The sequence below is a fragment of the Streptomyces sp. NBC_01214 genome (assembly GCF_026340975.1).
GTDB lineage: Bacteria > Actinomycetota > Actinomycetes > Streptomycetales > Streptomycetaceae > Streptomyces.
Genome location: NZ_JAPEOS010000001.1, coordinates 2,052,039 through 2,067,447, shown reverse-complemented (window position 1 = coordinate 2,067,447; position 15,409 = coordinate 2,052,039). Strand labels below are relative to the sequence as shown.

Sequence of the window (15,409 nt, the reverse complement as noted above, 5' to 3'; positions counted from 1 at the left end):
ACCGGAGGGGGAGCCCGGTGTGACGGCAGCGGGTACGTCAGGCGAACGGCAGTCGGATTCTGCCGGAGTTCGGTGGTGGACGTCCGGCGGCGGACGTCCGGTGGTGGACGTCCGGCGGCGGTCGGCGGCGGGTGTCCGGGGTGTCAGCACGCGCGCTCGTATTCGACCTGGGTGAGGGGCTTCCCGTCGCCGAAGTCGAAGGGGCGTGCGGCGCCGCTCTCGGTGAAGCCGCACTTGCTGTAGAAGCGGCGGGACTGCGGGGTGTCGCGCAGGGTCCACAGGTGCGTCCGGGCGAACCCGTCGTCGCGCAACTGCCCCAGCGTCCCGGTCATCAGCGCGGCCGCGATGCCGCTGCCCCAGCCGTCGGGGTGGCTGTAGAAGGAGAGGATCTCGGAGAGACCGGGCCGGTTCTCAGAGGCCCTGAAGGCGGTCAGCGCGAGCGGACGGCCGTCGTGTTCGGCCAGCAGGATCGTGGTGTCGGCCTGCCCGACCCTGTCGTGCCATCGCGTTCGCCTGCTCCGGACACCGTGTGCGGCGAACTCGGGATCGAAGAAGGGGGCGTACGCCGCCTCCCAGGCCGCGGCGTGGATCTCGCCGAGGACGTCCCCGTCGTACGGGCCGGCGCGACGCACTGTGAACATGCCCTCACCGTAACCCCGCCGCGTTCCCGGGCACTTGGGAATCTCAGATCGGGCGTCCGAACCCGAAGATCCGCCTTCGTGCGGGAGCCGGCAGGGGTACGAGCTCCTTGGAGGGAGCCGGTACGGGGCCTACCGCGGCGCCCGGAGCGATCCGTTCCAGAGCCTCGGTGAGGGTGCGGACGTAGGCGCCGTCCGCCAGGATCCGTATCCGCTCGAAGGGATGGCCGAGCCGTTCCTCCTGCGCCAGGATCCGGCCCAGCAGGGGCGCCGCGACGGCGGCCGGGGCGCCGATCTCCCCGAGGCGGCGGACGGCCTCCTGCACCGGCACGGCCGGGTGCCCCGCCCAGGCCGGGTCCACCTCCGCCAGCAGGACGGGTACGGCGGGCTCCGGGTCCCCGGTGATCCGCCAGTACGCGTGCGCGGCGGCCACCCGGGTCCAGGCTCCGGGCGAGTCCAACAGGCCGCGCACCGTGTCCGCGTGGGCCGCGGCCAGCGGGCCGAGATCGGCGAGGAAGGGCAGGCCGTGGCTCGCCGTCCCGGACCGTACCGCTGCTCCGCACGCGTCGAGGGCGAGGGTGGGATCGCCGGTGACCCGCCAGTGCGCCCAGGCGGCGCGGCGCGCGTGGTGCCGGCCGGCGCGCGGGTCACGACCGGTGACGAAGTCGACCAGCCGGTTCGCCGTCCCGGCCGCGGCGGGCCCGATCCGACCGAGGACGCGCAGGGCGTCGTAGGCGTACTCGGTGTCCAGGAACCGGGTCACCTCGGGCACGGCGGGCGCGGCACCGGGTCCCCAGGCCGAGAGCACTTCGAGGGTGGCTTCCGCCCGGTAGCGGCCCTTCTGCAACGTGGCCCGCATCGTGGGAACCAGCCCTGCCGCGGGCAGCTCGGCCAGAATCCGGGCCTGCGGTCGCTGGGTGGGAAGGCCGCCGTGCTTACCGAGGCTGTGCAGGGCCGGCAACGCGCGCAGGTCGCCCATCCCGGCGAGGGCCAGGGCGCGCACCTCCACGCCGTGGCCGACGGCGGTCCCGAACGACCCCTGGTGACGGCGGAGGTCGTCGGCGATCCGGTCGGCATGCCGGACGACGGCCCGGCCCGCCTGGATCAACGCGTGGTCGGCGTCGTAGCTCGACGCTTCGGAACGGACCGCTTCGACCACGGCGTCCCAGCACGCCGGCTCCGGCCGCCGGTACCGGTGCACGGCCTCGACGGCGGAATCCACCCGTCTCACGAGGCGACGGCGTGGGCGACGAAGCCGCTCCAGGCGGCCGGGGTGACCGCGAGTCGGGCGTCGTCCGGCCGCTTGGAGTCCCGGACGAGGACGGTGCCGGGGGTGTGGGCGACCTCGACGCACTCGTTGCTGTCGCTGGCGCTGTAACTGCTCTTCACCCACTCCAGTGCGGAAGGGTCGCCGACCGAGGGCCTGATGCTCATGTCTCTCCCAGCACTTTCTCGATGAAGGCTCTCGACTGCCGTGGGCTGAGGGCCTGTGAACGGATGATCCCATAACGGAGTTCGAGCAGTTGGATGTCGGTGGCGTCGGTGATCAAGCGGCTCGGCAGCTGCGCCTCGACGTACCCGACCGCCGAACCGTCCCGCATCTTCACCACCTGAAGGTGGCCTCCCATGCCTGCATGGTCCTCGGAATCCGTCGGCATCACCTGGATCTCGACGTTACGCAGTCGGCCGACATCGAGCAGGTGCTCCAACTGCCTGCGAAGTACGTCTCGCCCACCGATCGTTCGCTCCAGCGTGACCTGTTCCAAGACGAAGGTCAGTGCGGGTGACGGCTGTCGATGGAAGATCTCCTGCCGAGCCATTCGAGCTGCGACGTACCGTTCCACCTCGTCCGCCGAGTAGGCAGGCCTCCGCATTTCGTACAGCGCCCGCGTGTACTCCTCGGTCTGAAGCAACCCGTGCAGATTGTGGTTCCCGTAGGCACCCAGCTCAACCGCCTCGGATTCGAGCTTGGCCAGATCCCGAACCTTCTTCGGATACCGCGCCCGCTGAATGTCCTCCTTCATGGCGGCGATTTTCCCACCCGCCCCCAGGACCTCGTCCGCCTTGTCCAAGAACTCCGGACGCGGAATGCGCGCACCTCGCTCGATCTTGTAGATCAGATTGGCGCCGTAACCCATCCGTTCACCGAACTTGGAACGGTCGAGCCCGCTCGCCTCTCGCCACATTTTCAACTGGCGTCCCACCGCGGCGATGACCGCCCCGGATTCGTCCTCCGGGTCGAGTTCCCAGCTCGACTCGTCCATGCCGTCCGTGCCGTCCGTGCTCACTGCCACCTCCGCGGGACCGGGAGGACACGACGAGACGACCTTGGACAGCCGTCGTACACAGCGCCCTCAACTCTGTTCAGGTTACGCACGGATGGCCACGCTGAGTCACGTGAATCAGGAAACCTGCCTCGTCGCCACGCTCCCGTCCACCCCCCGCGGAGCACGCGCCGCACGCACCCTCACGGTCAACCAACTCACCGAACAAGGACTTCCGTTCGAGGACGCCGCGCAGGTCGTCGCCGAGCTCGCCGCGAACGCCGTGACCCACGGCCGCGTACCGGGGCGGAACTTCCGGCTCGCGTTGCGGATCACGGACGGGCCTACGCTGCGTATCGAAGTGTCCGACACCAGGCGGGAGTTCACACCGCCCGCAGCGCCAGCGTCGCTGGGGGCGGAATCGGGACGGGGGCTGGTCCTGGTCGCCGCGTTCGCCGCACGCTGGGGAGTCGATCACGGTCCCGCGCCACTGAAAACCGTATGGGCGGAAATGGATTTGGGGAGTCCGATTTCACCGGATCGAGGTTTCCACGTTCCGGTGGATCGGCTACCGGTCGCGCACGATGCCTAAAGAACAAATAACCGGGGGAAAGGACCTCTCCATACCTCCCCCTCCCCTCTCACCCAGTCGGGTGAATCACCCCAACCTGGCTGGCGCATATGACAATTCGCCGGGCACTCTGACTCCCGACAACCCCATAAACGCGTACGGCCCTCGTACGGGACTGGCATCCCGAGCGAGGGCCTGACCACAGCGGAAGACCAGACCTTCCCCATGGCTGACCAGCAGCTTAGCGCCCCTGCGCGCGTCCCGTCGGGCATCCGGCACATCAACCACGAACACCGTCGCGGCTACGTCAAGATCGGCAACCATCTCGCCCAGCACCGCGAGCTGAGCATGACGGCGATCGGGCTGGCCACGCACATCCAGTCGCTGCCCACCGGCCGCAAGGTGACCATCAAGGCCCTGGCCGAACGCTTCCCGGAGGGCGAGGTCCGCATCGCCGCCGCCCTGCGCGAGCTGGAGGCGCACGGCTACCTGGCCCGTTTCCAGGAGCGGCTCCCGTCCGGGCGTGTCGTGACCTGCACGGTCTCGTACAACAACCCGCCCGCCAGGTCGGCGGAAACGACCCGCGAGCGCCGCGAGCCGCAATCCTCCCCAGCCCCGACCCCGGCGCCGGCCCCGGCCCCCGCCCCGGAGCCTGCTCCCGAACCCGCCCCGGACGAGGCCCCGGCAGACGCCCCGGCAGACGTCCCGGAGGTCGAGCTCCGGGCACGGGAGCTACTGGCCCGGCTGCGGCTGCGTGATCCCCGGCTGGCGCTCTCCGAGCGCGACACGGTGCGGATGGCGCCCGTCGCAGCCGTATGGCTGGAGCGCGGGCTCGTGCCGGGCGCCGTCACCGCCGCCCTGACGCGCGGGCTGCCACCGACGGTGATCCACTCCCCGGCCGGGCTGCTCGCCCACCGCCTGCGCGAACAACTCCCGCCCCGCCTCCCGGACCCCTGGGCGGCACACCCCGTACTCCCCGACCGCGAGGTCCATCCGCTCCGCACCTGCGAGAAGTGCGACCTGGCCTTCCGCTCCCCCACCTCGGGCCTCTGCCGCGGCTGCACCCCACCACCGGCCACGGCGGCGACAGCCGCGTAGGTCGTTCCCCTGGTAAGGGGCCTTCGGGATCGAGACCGCAGCCATCATCTGCACCCGCAGACTCTCCGAACGAGGTGTTCTCTTAGCCCCAGTTCTGCAGCTGCTGGAGCAGGTCGGCGTCGCCCTCCATCCGCAGCGAGCCGGCCGGGATGCGCATGTACATGAGTAGGGCCATCTCGCTCGCCGTGCCGTAGATGGCGGCGGTGGGCTTGCTCTCGGCGGCCTCCGCCGCGGTGAGGCGGGTGAAGCGGGAACCGGCGGCGTCCACCGTCTGGCGCCAGGAGCCGGCCTCGGCTGCGTGGTAGTCCATGGTCGCGGGCTCGCCCGGCCACGGGACCGTGCCGGTGCAGACGGTGGCGAGGAACTCCTCGATGGCGTCGGCCGCCTCGGTCGTCGGCAGCTCCTGCGGGTTACCGGAGGCCAACTGGGCGTCGTAGGTGTGGATCAGCGACTCCGGGACGCGGCGGCGGGCCACGGCGGCCACCGTGTGCGGCGAGGCCAGCGGCTCCCACCAGGCCCAGCAGCCCCGGTCCGGGCCGGCCTCGCGCAGAGTAGTGAGCAGCTGCTCCGTCGAGTCGGCCAGCCAGGATATGAGGGCCTCGCGCTCCCTGGGCGCCGCCAGTCCGTCCTTGCTCGGCCGCTCGTCGCCCGGCGCGGTGTTCCGCACGATGTGGGCCCAGAAGCGGTCCCCCTCACTGAGGTGGTTCGCCAGGTCGTACAGCGTCCAGCCCGGGCAGGACGGGACGTCGGCGTCGAGGCTGGGGGCCGCGGCGACGGCGGCGCGGAACGCGGCGGAACGCTCGTCGATCATCCGCAGCAGGGTGGGGAAGTAGAGATGCTCAGTCACCCAGACCTTGTACCACCCGGACCGAAACTCTCGCATTCGATTTAGGCCCCCAACTGGGATGTCCTCAGGGCGTGTATCGGAAGTGACGCGAGGGGCTGTCGGTTGGTCAGTCCCGAGGCAGGGCGGCGAGCCAGCGGTCGTCCTGGAACTCGGCAGGGACTTCGTCCTCCCACGGATCAATCCCACGGCGTTCCAGCTCGTCGAACCATCGGTCCCGCTGTGACTCGGGGAGACGCCGTCCGCACCAGGGACAGAACCCGACGGTGATGCTCGACGTGCCGCCGTCGTGGATGATCAGCCCGTACTCCTGGAACTTGGCACTGAAGGCGATCAGCGCGTCCGGGCAGGCGAAGGGGTCGTCGTGCTGGTCACAGCGCACGTTCACGCGGCGGCTCATCACCTCGCAGCAGTGGTTCGTCGGCACCATGCCCAGGAGTAGATCACGGACTGCGGTGATCACCGGGTGGCACGTGGAGATCTGACGGATACGCAGTGGTCCCGGCCGGCCGGAGCCGCCCAGGTCCCGGCCGCAGGACCCCTGCGCCCGCTGCGTGACGTGACCCGGCCGCGCGGAGCTGGACGAAGAAGAGGATGGCGGGCATGAGTGAGCGTCAGTGGCCTACCGCATCACTGCGTTACGGGTAGGCACTCGGCGAGCAGGTCGACGATGTCGCGCCAAGCTCGCTGTGCGTGCCGCGGGTGGTAGCCGACTCCGGGGGGCGCGGCGTGGTCGACCGGCGGGTGGTGGAAGGCGTGCAGGGCTCCGCCGTAGACCGTGAGGCGCCAGTCGACGCCTGCGGCCTGCATCTCGGCGGTGAACGCCTCCCGTTGCGCGGGCGGCATGATCGGGTCTTCCGAACCGACTCCGGCCCACACAGGGCAGCGAATGCGTGCCGCCTCGTCCGGTCGACCCGTGGTCAGTGCATTGACCGTCCCGATCGCGCGCAGGTCGACGCCGTCGCGCCCGAGTTCCAACGCGATGGCGCCCCCGGTGCCGTAACCGATGGCCGCAATGCGGTCGAGGTCGGCCCGCGGTTCGGCGCGCAACACGTCAAGCGCCGCGTGGCCGATGCACCGCATCCGGTCGGGATCGGCGAGCAGCGGCAGGCAACGGGCCAGCATCTCCTCGGGATCGCTCAGATAGCGCCCGCCGTGTAGGTCAAAGGCCAGTGCCACGTACCCGAGCTCCGCCAGGGCCTCGGCCCGGCGGCGCTCGACGTCGCTGAGTCCCATCCCCTCGGGTCCGATCAGGACTGCGGGCCGGCGATCGGCACCGGCCGGGAGCGCGAGGTGTCCGATCATCGTCAGGTTGTCGGCTGGATACTCCACTGCACGCGTGGTGACCGTCGTCATGCGACTGGACTGTAGTGACCGGCACGTTCGCTCGGACGGGTGTTCACCGCTGGCGGACAGTGGCCAGGTCCGGTACCAACCGCTTCTTAGTGTGGCGTGCGATGTCGGGTTGGCTTGAGGGAGGCCGTGAAGCGTGTTCGAGTTGAATCTCCCCGTCGAGACACTGGAAGTACGGGGACCGTTGTTCGCGGCTGGAGTGGTGTGGCTGAGGCTGGGAGGTACTGACTTCCCCGAGTCCGGTTGGCACGACAGCCCCCTCTCGGTCTTCGGCTCGCTCCACACGGCCGTGCAGGGGGTGCTGAAGGGAGAGACGCGGGACGCCTACTTCTTCGACGGCTCGTACTTCGTCAAGATGATCCCGGTTGCCGCTGCACCGGGCAGCCCGCGTCTGGTCCGGGTGGCGGGCGTGTGCGACCGGGACGAGGCGAATCCCACTGTGCTCGCCGACACCACGACACCGCTCCGCGATGTCGTCGAAAGCATCAACGCCGTGCTCCGGTCCCTGCGTGCATGGGCGGCCGACGAAGGCGATGCGGAGATCGGGGCCATGCTCTTGGCCACGCCGGATCTGGCAGAACCCGCGACCCCTACGACCCCTGGGCCCGGTTCACCGTACTGACCGCACGCGGAGGGCTGCGACTCCGTGCAGCGCGCCCGGCCCGGCCCCCGCATGCGCGCAGCGGCTCGGCGGCACACGTCCTCAGAGCCGCCCCGCACCCCGTTCCACGCGCCACGCACACCTTCGCCGATGCCGCACGCGCGGGCGCCCGGTCGTGGGGACGTGCCACCAGTCGTACGGTGGGAGGAGGCGCGCGCCCCCGCAGCTGCCTGCGGCGGTGCACGCGCCCGCACAAGCCGCGCAGCACCCCGACCCGAGAGGCGGGTGCCATGGGCGGCTTCCCACGACCCCCGACGCGAGGCAGCAGCACAAGCCGATCCGGCACCGGCCGAGGGGGAAGCAGCCCTGCCGAGCGGTCCGGTACGGGGAGACCGGACCCGCCGGCGACGAATTCGGAGAGCAGGTACGTCCCCATGCACATGTCCACCCGTGTCGCCGGTGTCCTCACCGGCCTGTTCCTCTCCCTCGCCGGCGCGACCCTCGTCGCCCCCGCCGCCCACGCGGACATCCCCGCCTGCACGAACATGGCCGCGCAGGCGGGCGCCGAGGTCACCGACGCCGTCACGGCGGCCTGCCGGCAGGGCGTGAGCGGTGATCTCCAGGGCTGCGTGAGCGGCCTGACCGGGGCCGGGGTGCCGGGTGGCGCCGCGAACGGCGCCTGCCGGACCGCGGCCCTGGAACCGCGGTAGATCGATCGCAGCGCCCGTTTCCCTCCGTACGTCGTCGGCGCAGGCCGAGGGCGACTCGAGGGGAAACGGGCGCTGCGCGCTGCCCCGACCACGAAACAGTGACATGCGTCACGGTACGCCCGTCGGCGATGGGCCTTCTTGACGGAGCGTTAACCCGCCGACATTTCGATATTTGTCCCTTTTGGAATCGACATTCCCCTCTCCGCCGGAAACGGAATATGCGATACCGGTGAACCCGTCCTCGACCGGCCAGGTCACAGCCGCTTCTGATCGTCCATCAGACGGTTGCGGCAGTGACCAAATCGTGATGATGCACGATCACGGTCCCGTTTCAAGCCGCGTGCCGACCGCCCCAGGCTTGTGATCAGCGGAAACTTGCCAGGCCATTCAGAGCCTTTTAAGAATGGCGGCCTCTTCGGCGCCCTGTGATTCCGGCGCCGGAAGCTTCGCGATCACTGAATGAGGTCAGGCATGCAGAAGCATCGGAAGAAGACGTCCTACAAGAAAATAGTCATCGGCGTCGGCGCGCTCGCCATCGTGGGTGTTCCCACGGCCGCCATGGCCTGCTTCGACGGTCAGGACGACGGCAACGGCCGGATCCGGACCGCGAGCCACCAGCAGCAGCGTCCGTGGCAGTGGCAGTCCACGCCGTCGGCCACTCCGAGCACCCTGGCCCCCGTGGACGCACCGCTCCCGAGCGGGGCGCCGAGCAGCAGCCCCTCCGAGGCCTCCCCCAGCAGCTCCGCCGAGCCCACGCAGCCCATCGTACAGAGCACGCCGCCCGCGCAGCCCAAGCCGGCGAAGCCGCCGGTCGCCACGAAGAAGCCGCAGGCGCCCGCGCCCCAGCCGTCGAAGACCGCCGCCGCCCCGCCGGCCTCCGGCGACGTCGCCCAGGTCCTCGCGCTCGTCAACCAGGAGCGCGCCGCCGCCGGCTGCCAGGCCGTGTCCCTCAACGCGAAGCTCACGAAGGCCGCGCAGGACCACAGCGCCGACATGGCCTCCCACAGCAACATGTCCCACACCGGCTCCGACGGCTCGGACCCGGGCGCGCGGATCACCCGCGCCGGGTACGCGTGGAGCACGTACGGCGAGAACGTCGCCTACGGCTACAGCACTCCCGAGAAGGTCATGGAGGGCTGGATGAACAGCCAGGGCCACCGGGAGAACATCCTGAACTGCTCCTTCAAGGAGATCGGCATCGGCCTGGCGCAGCCCGGCTACTACTGGACGCAGGACTTCGGCACGGCGCGCTGACCCCGCGCCGGCCGGTCAGCCGGGAGTCGGTGGCCGGGAGTGTCGGGAGTCGAACCACGGCTCCCGACTCCCGACTTCCGGTTTCCGGTTTCCGACTCCCGACTTCCGGCTACGCGCCGTAGAAGAGTTCCTCCACGACCGCCCGGGCACGGCGGGTGATGCGACGGTAGTCGTCCAGCATCTCCCCGACCGTGCCCTCGGCGTATCCGAGGTAGCGGCCCACGGCCGCGAGTTCCCGGGCCTCGGTCGGGAAGGTGTCCCCGGCCCGGCCGCGCACCAGCATCACGGCGTTGCGGACCCGGGTCGCCAGGACCCAGGCCTCGTCCAGGATCTGCGCCTCCTCGGTCGGGATCAGCCCGGCCGCGTGGGCGGCCGCCAGCGCCTCGCGGGTACGGGTGGTGCGCAGGCCCGGTTCGACCCAGGCGTGCCGCATCTGGATCAGCTGGACGGTCCACTCGACGTCGCTGAGGCCGCCGCGGCCGAGCTTGGTGTGCAGGGTCGGGTCGGCCCCGCGGGGCAGCCGCTCCGATTCCATGCGGGCCTTGAGCCGGCGGATCTCGCGCACGGCGTCCTCGCGGAGCCCCTCCACCGGGTAGCGCAGCGGATCGATCAGCTCGATGAAGCGGGCGCCGATGTCGGCGTCGCCCGCCACCGGTTCGGCGCGCAGCAGGGCCTGGCTCTCCCAGGTCAGGGACCAGCGCCGGTAGTAGGCGGCGTAGGAGGCCAGCGTGCGCACCAGCGGGCCGGAGCGGCCTTCGGGGCGCAGGTCGGCGTCGATGAGCAGCGGCGGGTCGGTGGTGGGCAGCTGGAGCAGCCTGCGCATTTCGGCGATGACGGTCTGGGCGGCCTTGGCTGCCTCCTGCTCGTCGACGCCCTCGCGGGGCTCGTGGACGAACAGGACGTCGGCGTCGGAGCCGTAGGCGAGTTCGTGGCCGCCGAAGCGGCCGACGCCGATGACGGCGAAGCGGGTGGGCAGCGTGTCGCCGTAGTGGCTGTGGACGGCGGCGCGCAGGGCTCCGGCGACGGTGGCGGCGGTGAGGTCGGAGACGGCCCCGCCGACCCGGTCGACGAGGGCTCCGTGGTCCTCCTCGGCCGGGTTGTCCTCCGTACCGTACGAGCCGATGATGTCGGCCGCTGTGGTGCGGAAGAGCTCGCGGCGGCGCACGCCGCGGGCGGCGGCGACGGCGGCCTCGGGGTTCTCTGCGCGGCCGACGGCGGCGAGGACCTCCTGCTCCAGGGCCTCGTGCGTACGGGGCTCCAGGCCTTCGGGGTCGCCGAGCAGGGCCACGGCCTCGGGGGCGCGCATCAGCAGGTCGGGGGCGAGGCGCCCGGCGGACAGGACGCGGGCGAGGTTCTCGGCGGCGGCGCCCTCGTCGCGCAGCAGGCGCAGGTACCAGGGGGTCTTGCCGAGGGCGTCGGAGACCTTGCGGAAGTTCAGCAGGCCGGCGTCCGGGTCGGCGGAGTCCGCGAACCAGCCGAGCATCACCGGCAGCAGGGTGCGCTGGATGGCGGCCTTGCGGGTGACGCCGGAGGCGAGGGCTTCCAGGTGGCGCAGGGCCGAGGCCGGGTCGGCGTAGCCGAGGGCTTCGAGGCGCTGGCCGGCGGCGCGCGGGGAGAGCCGGGTCTCGCCGGGGGTGAGCTGGGCGACGGCGTCGAGCAGCGGCCGGTAGAAGAGCTTCTCGTGCAGGCGCCGGACCACGGAGGCGTGCCGGCGCCAGGCCTTGTTGAGCTCGGCGACGGGTTCGGTGCGCAGGCCCATGGAGCGGCCCAGGCGCCGCAGGTCGTTCTCGTCCTCGGGGACGAGGTGGGTGCGGCGCAGCCGGTAGAGCTGGATGCGGTGCTCCATGGCGCGCAGGAAGCGGTACGCGTCGTGTAGTTGGGCGGCGTCGGCCCGGCCGACGTAGCCGCCGGCGGCGAGGGCGTGCAGGGCGTCGAGGGTGGTGCCGGAGTGCAGGGTGGCGTCGCTGCGGCCGTGCACGAGCTGGAGCAGCTGGACGGCGAACTCGACGTCGCGCAGGCCGCCGGGGCCGAGTTTCAGCTCGCGGTCGACCTGGGCGGCGGGGATGTTGTCGACGACGCGGCGGCGCATCTTCTGGACGTCGGCGACGAAGTTCTCGCGTTCGGCGGCCTGCCACACCAGCGGACTTATGGCGGCGATGTACTCGGCGCCCAGGGCTTCGTCGCCGGCCACGGCGCGGGCCTTGAGGAGGGCCTGGAACTCCCAGGTCTTGGCCCAGCGCTGGTAGTAGGCCAGGTGGGAGGCGAGGGTGCGGACGAGGGGGCCGTTGCGGCCCTCGGGGCGGAGGTTGGCGTCGACGGGCCAGATGGTGCCCTCGACGGTGGTCTCCGAGCAGATCCGCATGAGGTGCGAGGCCAGGCGGGTGGCGGCCTGGAGGGCCTTGCCCTCGTCGGCGCCGGGGGCCGCGTCGCCGACGAAGATGACGTCGACGTCGGAGACGTAGTTCAGCTCGTTGCCACCGCACTTGCCCATCGCGATGACGGCGAGCCGGCACAGGGCGGCGTCCTCGGGGGCGGCGGCGGAGGCGATCCGCAGGGCCGCGCGGAGGGTGGCGGTGGCCAGGTCGGCGAGCTCGGCGGCGGTCTGGGCGACGTCGATGGTGCCGCAGACGTCGCGGGCGGCGATGGAGAGCAGGCAGCGGCGGTAGGCGACGCGCAGGCCGACGGGGTCGTGCGCGTCGGCGAGGCCGAGCTCGAACTCGGCGAGTCCGGGATGCAGGTCGGCGGCCTCGTAGGTGACGAGCCCGAGCCAGTCGCGGGGGTGGCGGGCGAGGTGGTCGCCGAGGGCTTCGGAGGCGCCGAGCACGCCGAGCAGCCGGTCGCGCAGCGGCTTGGCGCTGACGAGGGTGTCGAGGAGCCCGGGCAGCTCGCCGTCGGGCTGGGCCTCGGCGAGCCGGACGAGCCCGAGGAGGGCGAGGTCGGGGTCGGCGGTCGCGCCGAGGGCGTCGAGCAGCACGGGATCGGCGCGTACGGCCGCGAGCGCGTCGGCGTCGAGCAGCCGGGCGGCGGCGGAGGGGGCGGTGAAGCCGCTGCGGAGCAGCCGGATGAAGGTGCTGCTCCTGCGTCCCGGGACCGTCATCCCGCCGCCTCCCGCGGTTGTCGCTGCCACTGCCTGCCAGTGCTCGCCGGTGCTCGCTGGTGCTCACTGCTGTCTGCGCTGTCCTGGCGTGCTCTGCTCCTGAGCCTAAGGCCCTGGGACCTGTCGGCGGAGTCCCGCCCGGGCCGCGGCGCAGATTTGGGCGTGTCCGGATCAAATGTTCGACTCAACGCGCATACGATGCCAAGAATTCTCCGATCATCGGATTATTCATCGCATCATTGGGGTACACCCCGCCGTCCCGCCGGAAGGAGCCCCGTGTCCGACTCCTGGCAGGGCCCCGGGGCCCGGGATCCGCAGGCCTGGTGGTCCGAGCAGGTGCACCAGGGGTACGAGGGACACCACCCGGCACAACAGCCGCACCAGGACTACCCGCAGCAGCATGCGCACGCGTTCCCGCAGCAGGACTACCCGCAGCAACACGCGTACGCGTACCCGCACCAGGTCCCCCACCCGTCCCAGCAGGCCCACCAGGCCCCGCCGCACGCCGACTTGGCCGATGCGGCTGATGCGGCCGATGCGGCAGAACCGGCTGCCCTGGCCGAGCCGGCCGAGCCGGCCGAGCCGGCCGCCGCGGTCGCCGCGGTCGAGTCCACCGAAGCCGCGGACGCCCCGGCAGCTCCCGCGGCTCCCGCGGCTCCTGCGGCCACCGCAACCACCGACGGCCGTCGCCGGACGCGCCGCGCCGCCCGCGGCAAGGGCGGTGCCCGGGACGGGGCCCGCTCCTCCCGCCGGCGCCGCCGGGCCGGCCTCGTCAAGGTCGTCGCCTTCTGCGTGGTCACCGCCGCCGGCAGCCTTCTCCTCCTCCGGGGCAACGAACTCCTCGACCGCCTCGACTCCCCCACCGTCCCCGTGAAGGCGGCCCCCACCCCCGCCCCCGAACCGCCCGACCCCGGCCGGGTGCTCCAGGTCATCGCGCACCCCGACGACGACCTGTACTTCATGAACCCGGACCTGCGGTACTCCATATCCGCCGGCCACCCCGTGACCTCGGTCTACCTCACCTCCGGCGAGTCCGACGGCATCAACGCCGGCTCCGCCAAGGCGGCCACCACCAAGCCCGACAAGCCCGCCTACGCCGAGGCCCGCCAGAACGGCATCCGCGCCGCCTACGCCAAGATGGCCACCGGCGACCGCGGCAGTCCCTGGACGCGCACCGTCGTCCCGACCAAGGGCGGCGGTCACGCCGAGGTCGACGTCCTGGTCGCCAAACCCCAGGTCAACCTCGTCTGGTTGCAGCTCCGCGAGGCCGGCACCGTCTACGACAACGCCCCGGACAGCCTGCACGGCCTGTGGGACGGCAAGGTTCCCCGTCTGGACTCCATGCTCGCGTCCGGAACCCCGGTCACGCAGAAGTTCTCGTACACCAAGGACCAGGTCGTCCAGACCCTCGTCGGCATCCTGGAGCAGTACCGGCCGACCACCGTCCGCTCCCAGGACCCGACCCCCGGCCGGTATCCCACCACCAAGCGGTACACCGACCACCAGGACCACTTCTACGGCGCCCGGTTCGTACAAATGGCCACCGCCGCCTACGCCAAGGACGTCACGGACCGCCCGCACTTCGCGGTGCAGAACTACGCCGGCTACATAAACGGCTCGCTCCCCAGCGCCCTGGACCCGGACGAGGCCAAGGAGAAGCTGGACATCCTGGGCACCTACGCCTGGCTCGACCAGCAGAACCACTGCAACAGTCCCGCCGGTTGCGGCGACCTCAAGGTCTCCGACCAGCCGGGCGGCAACCGGTGGTCGGACTCCATCAACTACACCCGCGGCACCAGCACCAGCTGGCTGACCTCCGACGCGGAGCACGGGCTGTGGGCCTTCAAGGTGCTCGACGGCCAGGTCGCCGTCTGGCACCGGCCCGGCCCCGTCGGCCGTTGGAAGGGCCCGGACCTGCTCCCCGGCACCGGCATGGACCCGGCCGTGAGCACCGTGACCCTGGCGGACGGCCGGATCGCCGCCTTCGGCACCCGCACCTCCTTCGGCGCGAAGCCCACCGACTACACGCGCGAGGTCGTCTACGTCGTCCAGAAGCAGCCGGGGGCCGAGGAGTTCACGGAGTGGCAGTCGCTCGGCACCCCCGAGACCGCGGACGAGACCTGGACCTCCGACATCAGCGCGCCGGCCGTATCGGTCGACGGCACGGGCCAGTTGGCGGCGTACGTCCGCGACGGCGCGTCCAGCCTGCGCGGCCGGGTGCAGCGGGCGGACGGCAGCTGGGGGCCCTGGGAGAAGTACGGCGGCACCGACCTGCACGGCTCCCCGGCCGCCGCGACCGACGGCGCCGGGCGGCGCATGGTGTTCTCCGCCACCTCCAAGTCGGTGGTGGGCTGGGTACAGCCGAAGCCGGGCGCCCCGCTGGGCCAGGTCACGGCCACCGGGCTGCCGGACACCACGCTCCCGCTGACCGCGGACGGCCGCGAGGGCGGGGTGCGGCTGTGGTTCCGCAAGCCCGGCTCCGGCAACGTCCGTACCGCACTGATCACGGGTGAGGGCGGGCTGAAGGTGAGCCAGATGACCGACCTCGGCGGCCTCCAGGGCTTCGGCTCGGTGACGGCGAGCGGGCACGTACTGGCGGGCCGCACGGCGGGCGGCCAACTGGGCTCGGAGGCCGGGCCGGGGCGGCCGTGGGAACGGTCCCCGCTGATGTTCGTCGGCGCGCCCTCCTCCACGATGACCGGCAAGGACCTGGTCAGCCTGGCGGTGGTGGGGCTCGACGCGCGGCTGTACGTGACCTCCTCGGCCGACGTTCCGAACGCGCACCTGGCGCCGTGGCAGCCGGTGGGCCCGCGCAACGCGCCTCCGTTCCCTTAACCGCCCACCGCCCACCGCCCACCGCCCGGGTCGCCTCCATAAGGGGACGAACAACGTCCGCATTTTGTCGGGGAAAAGCACCGGTCATCTGCGAATTCGGTGAACCAAGTCCGTTGATTCGGCCTCTCTTTGACTGTTCAACGC

The 15,409-nt window shown here is 71.6% G+C and carries 14 protein-coding genes; 6 read left to right on the top strand and 8 right to left on the bottom strand.

Features of this window, described 5'->3' with window-relative positions; all coding sequences use genetic code 11:
- Nucleotides 1-143 precede the first annotated feature (143 nt).
- From OG594_RS09995 to OG594_RS09980, 4 genes are read right to left on the bottom strand one after another with little or no spacing between them, the layout of a single operon-like run.
- A complete protein-coding gene (locus OG594_RS09995) occupies nucleotides 144-641 on the bottom strand; it encodes a GNAT family N-acetyltransferase (protein ID WP_266597317.1) in 498 nt (165 codons plus the stop codon).
- Between the two features lie 43 nt (nucleotides 642-684).
- Entirely contained in the window at nucleotides 685-1,869 is a 1,185-nt protein-coding gene (locus tag OG594_RS09990) for a hypothetical protein (protein ID WP_266597315.1), read from the bottom strand.
- Nucleotides 1,866-2,072, bottom strand: a complete 207-nt coding sequence (locus OG594_RS09985) for a DUF397 domain-containing protein (protein ID WP_266597313.1) — start codon at nucleotides 2,070-2,072, stop codon at nucleotides 1,866-1,868. Before OG594_RS09985 ends, OG594_RS09990 begins: the two co-directional genes overlap by 4 nt.
- Nucleotides 2,069-2,902, bottom strand: a complete 834-nt coding sequence (locus OG594_RS09980; RefSeq protein WP_266602757.1) for a helix-turn-helix transcriptional regulator — start codon at nucleotides 2,900-2,902, stop codon at nucleotides 2,069-2,071. The genes OG594_RS09985 and OG594_RS09980 overlap by 4 nt, the downstream gene beginning before the upstream one ends.
- 115 nt (nucleotides 2,903-3,017) lie before the next feature.
- Here OG594_RS09980 and OG594_RS09975 point away from each other — a divergent pair, with 115 nt between their 5' ends.
- Nucleotides 3,018-3,494 (top strand): ATP-binding protein, encoded by a 477-nt coding sequence (locus OG594_RS09975; RefSeq protein ID WP_266597311.1) that lies wholly within the window; start codon nucleotides 3,018-3,020, stop codon nucleotides 3,492-3,494.
- A gap of 204 nt (nucleotides 3,495-3,698) precedes the next feature.
- Nucleotides 3,699-4,571, top strand: a complete 873-nt coding sequence (locus tag OG594_RS09970; protein WP_266597309.1) for a helix-turn-helix domain-containing protein — start codon at nucleotides 3,699-3,701, stop codon at nucleotides 4,569-4,571.
- 82 nt (nucleotides 4,572-4,653) lie between these two features.
- Here the strand turns inward: OG594_RS09970 and OG594_RS09965 are convergent, their stop codons facing one another.
- From OG594_RS09965 to OG594_RS09955, 3 genes are all read right to left on the bottom strand, one after another.
- On the bottom strand, nucleotides 4,654-5,418 hold the full coding sequence (locus OG594_RS09965; protein ID WP_266597307.1) for a maleylpyruvate isomerase family mycothiol-dependent enzyme: 765 nt from the start codon (nucleotides 5,416-5,418) through the stop codon (nucleotides 4,654-4,656).
- 106 nt (nucleotides 5,419-5,524) lie between these two features.
- Complete coding sequence (locus tag OG594_RS09960) at nucleotides 5,525-5,845, bottom strand: hypothetical protein (protein ID WP_266597305.1); 321 nt, start codon at nucleotides 5,843-5,845, stop codon at nucleotides 5,525-5,527.
- Between the two features lie 200 nt (nucleotides 5,846-6,045).
- Nucleotides 6,046-6,771: a dienelactone hydrolase family protein gene (locus OG594_RS09955; RefSeq protein WP_266597303.1), complete on the bottom strand. Its 726-nt coding sequence runs from the start codon at nucleotides 6,769-6,771 to the stop codon at nucleotides 6,046-6,048.
- A gap of 133 nt (nucleotides 6,772-6,904) precedes the next feature.
- Between OG594_RS09955 and OG594_RS09950 the strand changes: the two genes are divergently transcribed.
- The 3 genes from OG594_RS09950 to OG594_RS09940 all read left to right on the top strand — a co-directional run bounded on the left by OG594_RS09950 (nucleotide 6,905) and on the right by OG594_RS09940 (nucleotide 9,333).
- Nucleotides 6,905-7,390: a hypothetical protein gene (locus OG594_RS09950; RefSeq protein WP_266597301.1), complete on the top strand. Its 486-nt coding sequence runs from the start codon at nucleotides 6,905-6,907 to the stop codon at nucleotides 7,388-7,390.
- Nucleotides 7,391-7,809: 419 nt separating this feature from the next.
- Nucleotides 7,810-8,079, top strand: coding sequence for a hypothetical protein (locus OG594_RS09945; protein WP_266597299.1), 270 nt, complete (start codon nucleotides 7,810-7,812; stop codon nucleotides 8,077-8,079).
- 471 nt (nucleotides 8,080-8,550) lie between these two features.
- A complete protein-coding gene (locus OG594_RS09940; RefSeq protein WP_266597297.1) occupies nucleotides 8,551-9,333 on the top strand; it encodes a CAP domain-containing protein in 783 nt (260 codons plus the stop codon).
- Nucleotides 9,334-9,442: 109 nt separating this feature from the next.
- Here OG594_RS09940 and OG594_RS09935 read toward each other — a convergent pair whose 3' ends face one another.
- Complete coding sequence (locus OG594_RS09935) at nucleotides 9,443-12,430, bottom strand: bifunctional [glutamine synthetase] adenylyltransferase/[glutamine synthetase]-adenylyl-L-tyrosine phosphorylase (protein ID WP_266597295.1); 2,988 nt, start codon at nucleotides 12,428-12,430, stop codon at nucleotides 9,443-9,445.
- Between the two features lie 276 nt (nucleotides 12,431-12,706).
- Here OG594_RS09935 and OG594_RS09930 point away from each other — a divergent pair, with 276 nt between their 5' ends.
- Nucleotides 12,707-15,265 (top strand): PIG-L family deacetylase, encoded by a 2,559-nt coding sequence (locus OG594_RS09930; protein WP_266597293.1) that lies wholly within the window; start codon nucleotides 12,707-12,709, stop codon nucleotides 15,263-15,265.
- The last annotated feature ends 144 nt before the right edge of the window (nucleotides 15,266-15,409 follow it).

Bases quoted from the DNA above. Each gene is read 5' to 3' on its own strand.
- OG594_RS09960 (WP_266597305.1), bottom strand. From the start codon at position 5,845: ATGGTGCCGACGAACCACTGCTGCGAGGTGATGAGCCGCCGCGTGAAC.
- OG594_RS09935 (WP_266597295.1), bottom strand. From the start codon at position 12,430: ATGACGGTCCCGGGACGCAGGAGCAGCACCTTCATCCGGCTGCTCCGC.
- OG594_RS09980 (WP_266602757.1), bottom strand. From the start codon at position 2,902: ATGGACGAGTCGAGCTGGGAACTCGACCCGGAGGACGAATCCGGGGCG.
- OG594_RS09995 (WP_266597317.1), bottom strand. From the start codon at position 641: ATGTTCACAGTGCGTCGCGCCGGCCCGTACGACGGGGACGTCCTCGGC.
- OG594_RS09970 (WP_266597309.1), top strand. From the start codon at position 3,699: ATGGCTGACCAGCAGCTTAGCGCCCCTGCGCGCGTCCCGTCGGGCATC.
- OG594_RS09985 (WP_266597313.1), bottom strand. From the start codon at position 2,072: ATGAGCATCAGGCCCTCGGTCGGCGACCCTTCCGCACTGGAGTGGGTG.
- OG594_RS09945 (WP_266597299.1), top strand. From the start codon at position 7,810: ATGTCCACCCGTGTCGCCGGTGTCCTCACCGGCCTGTTCCTCTCCCTC.
- OG594_RS09975 (WP_266597311.1), top strand. From the start codon at position 3,018: ATGGCCACGCTGAGTCACGTGAATCAGGAAACCTGCCTCGTCGCCACG.
- OG594_RS09940 (WP_266597297.1), top strand. From the start codon at position 8,551: ATGCAGAAGCATCGGAAGAAGACGTCCTACAAGAAAATAGTCATCGGC.
- OG594_RS09955 (WP_266597303.1), bottom strand. From the start codon at position 6,771: ATGACGACGGTCACCACGCGTGCAGTGGAGTATCCAGCCGACAACCTG.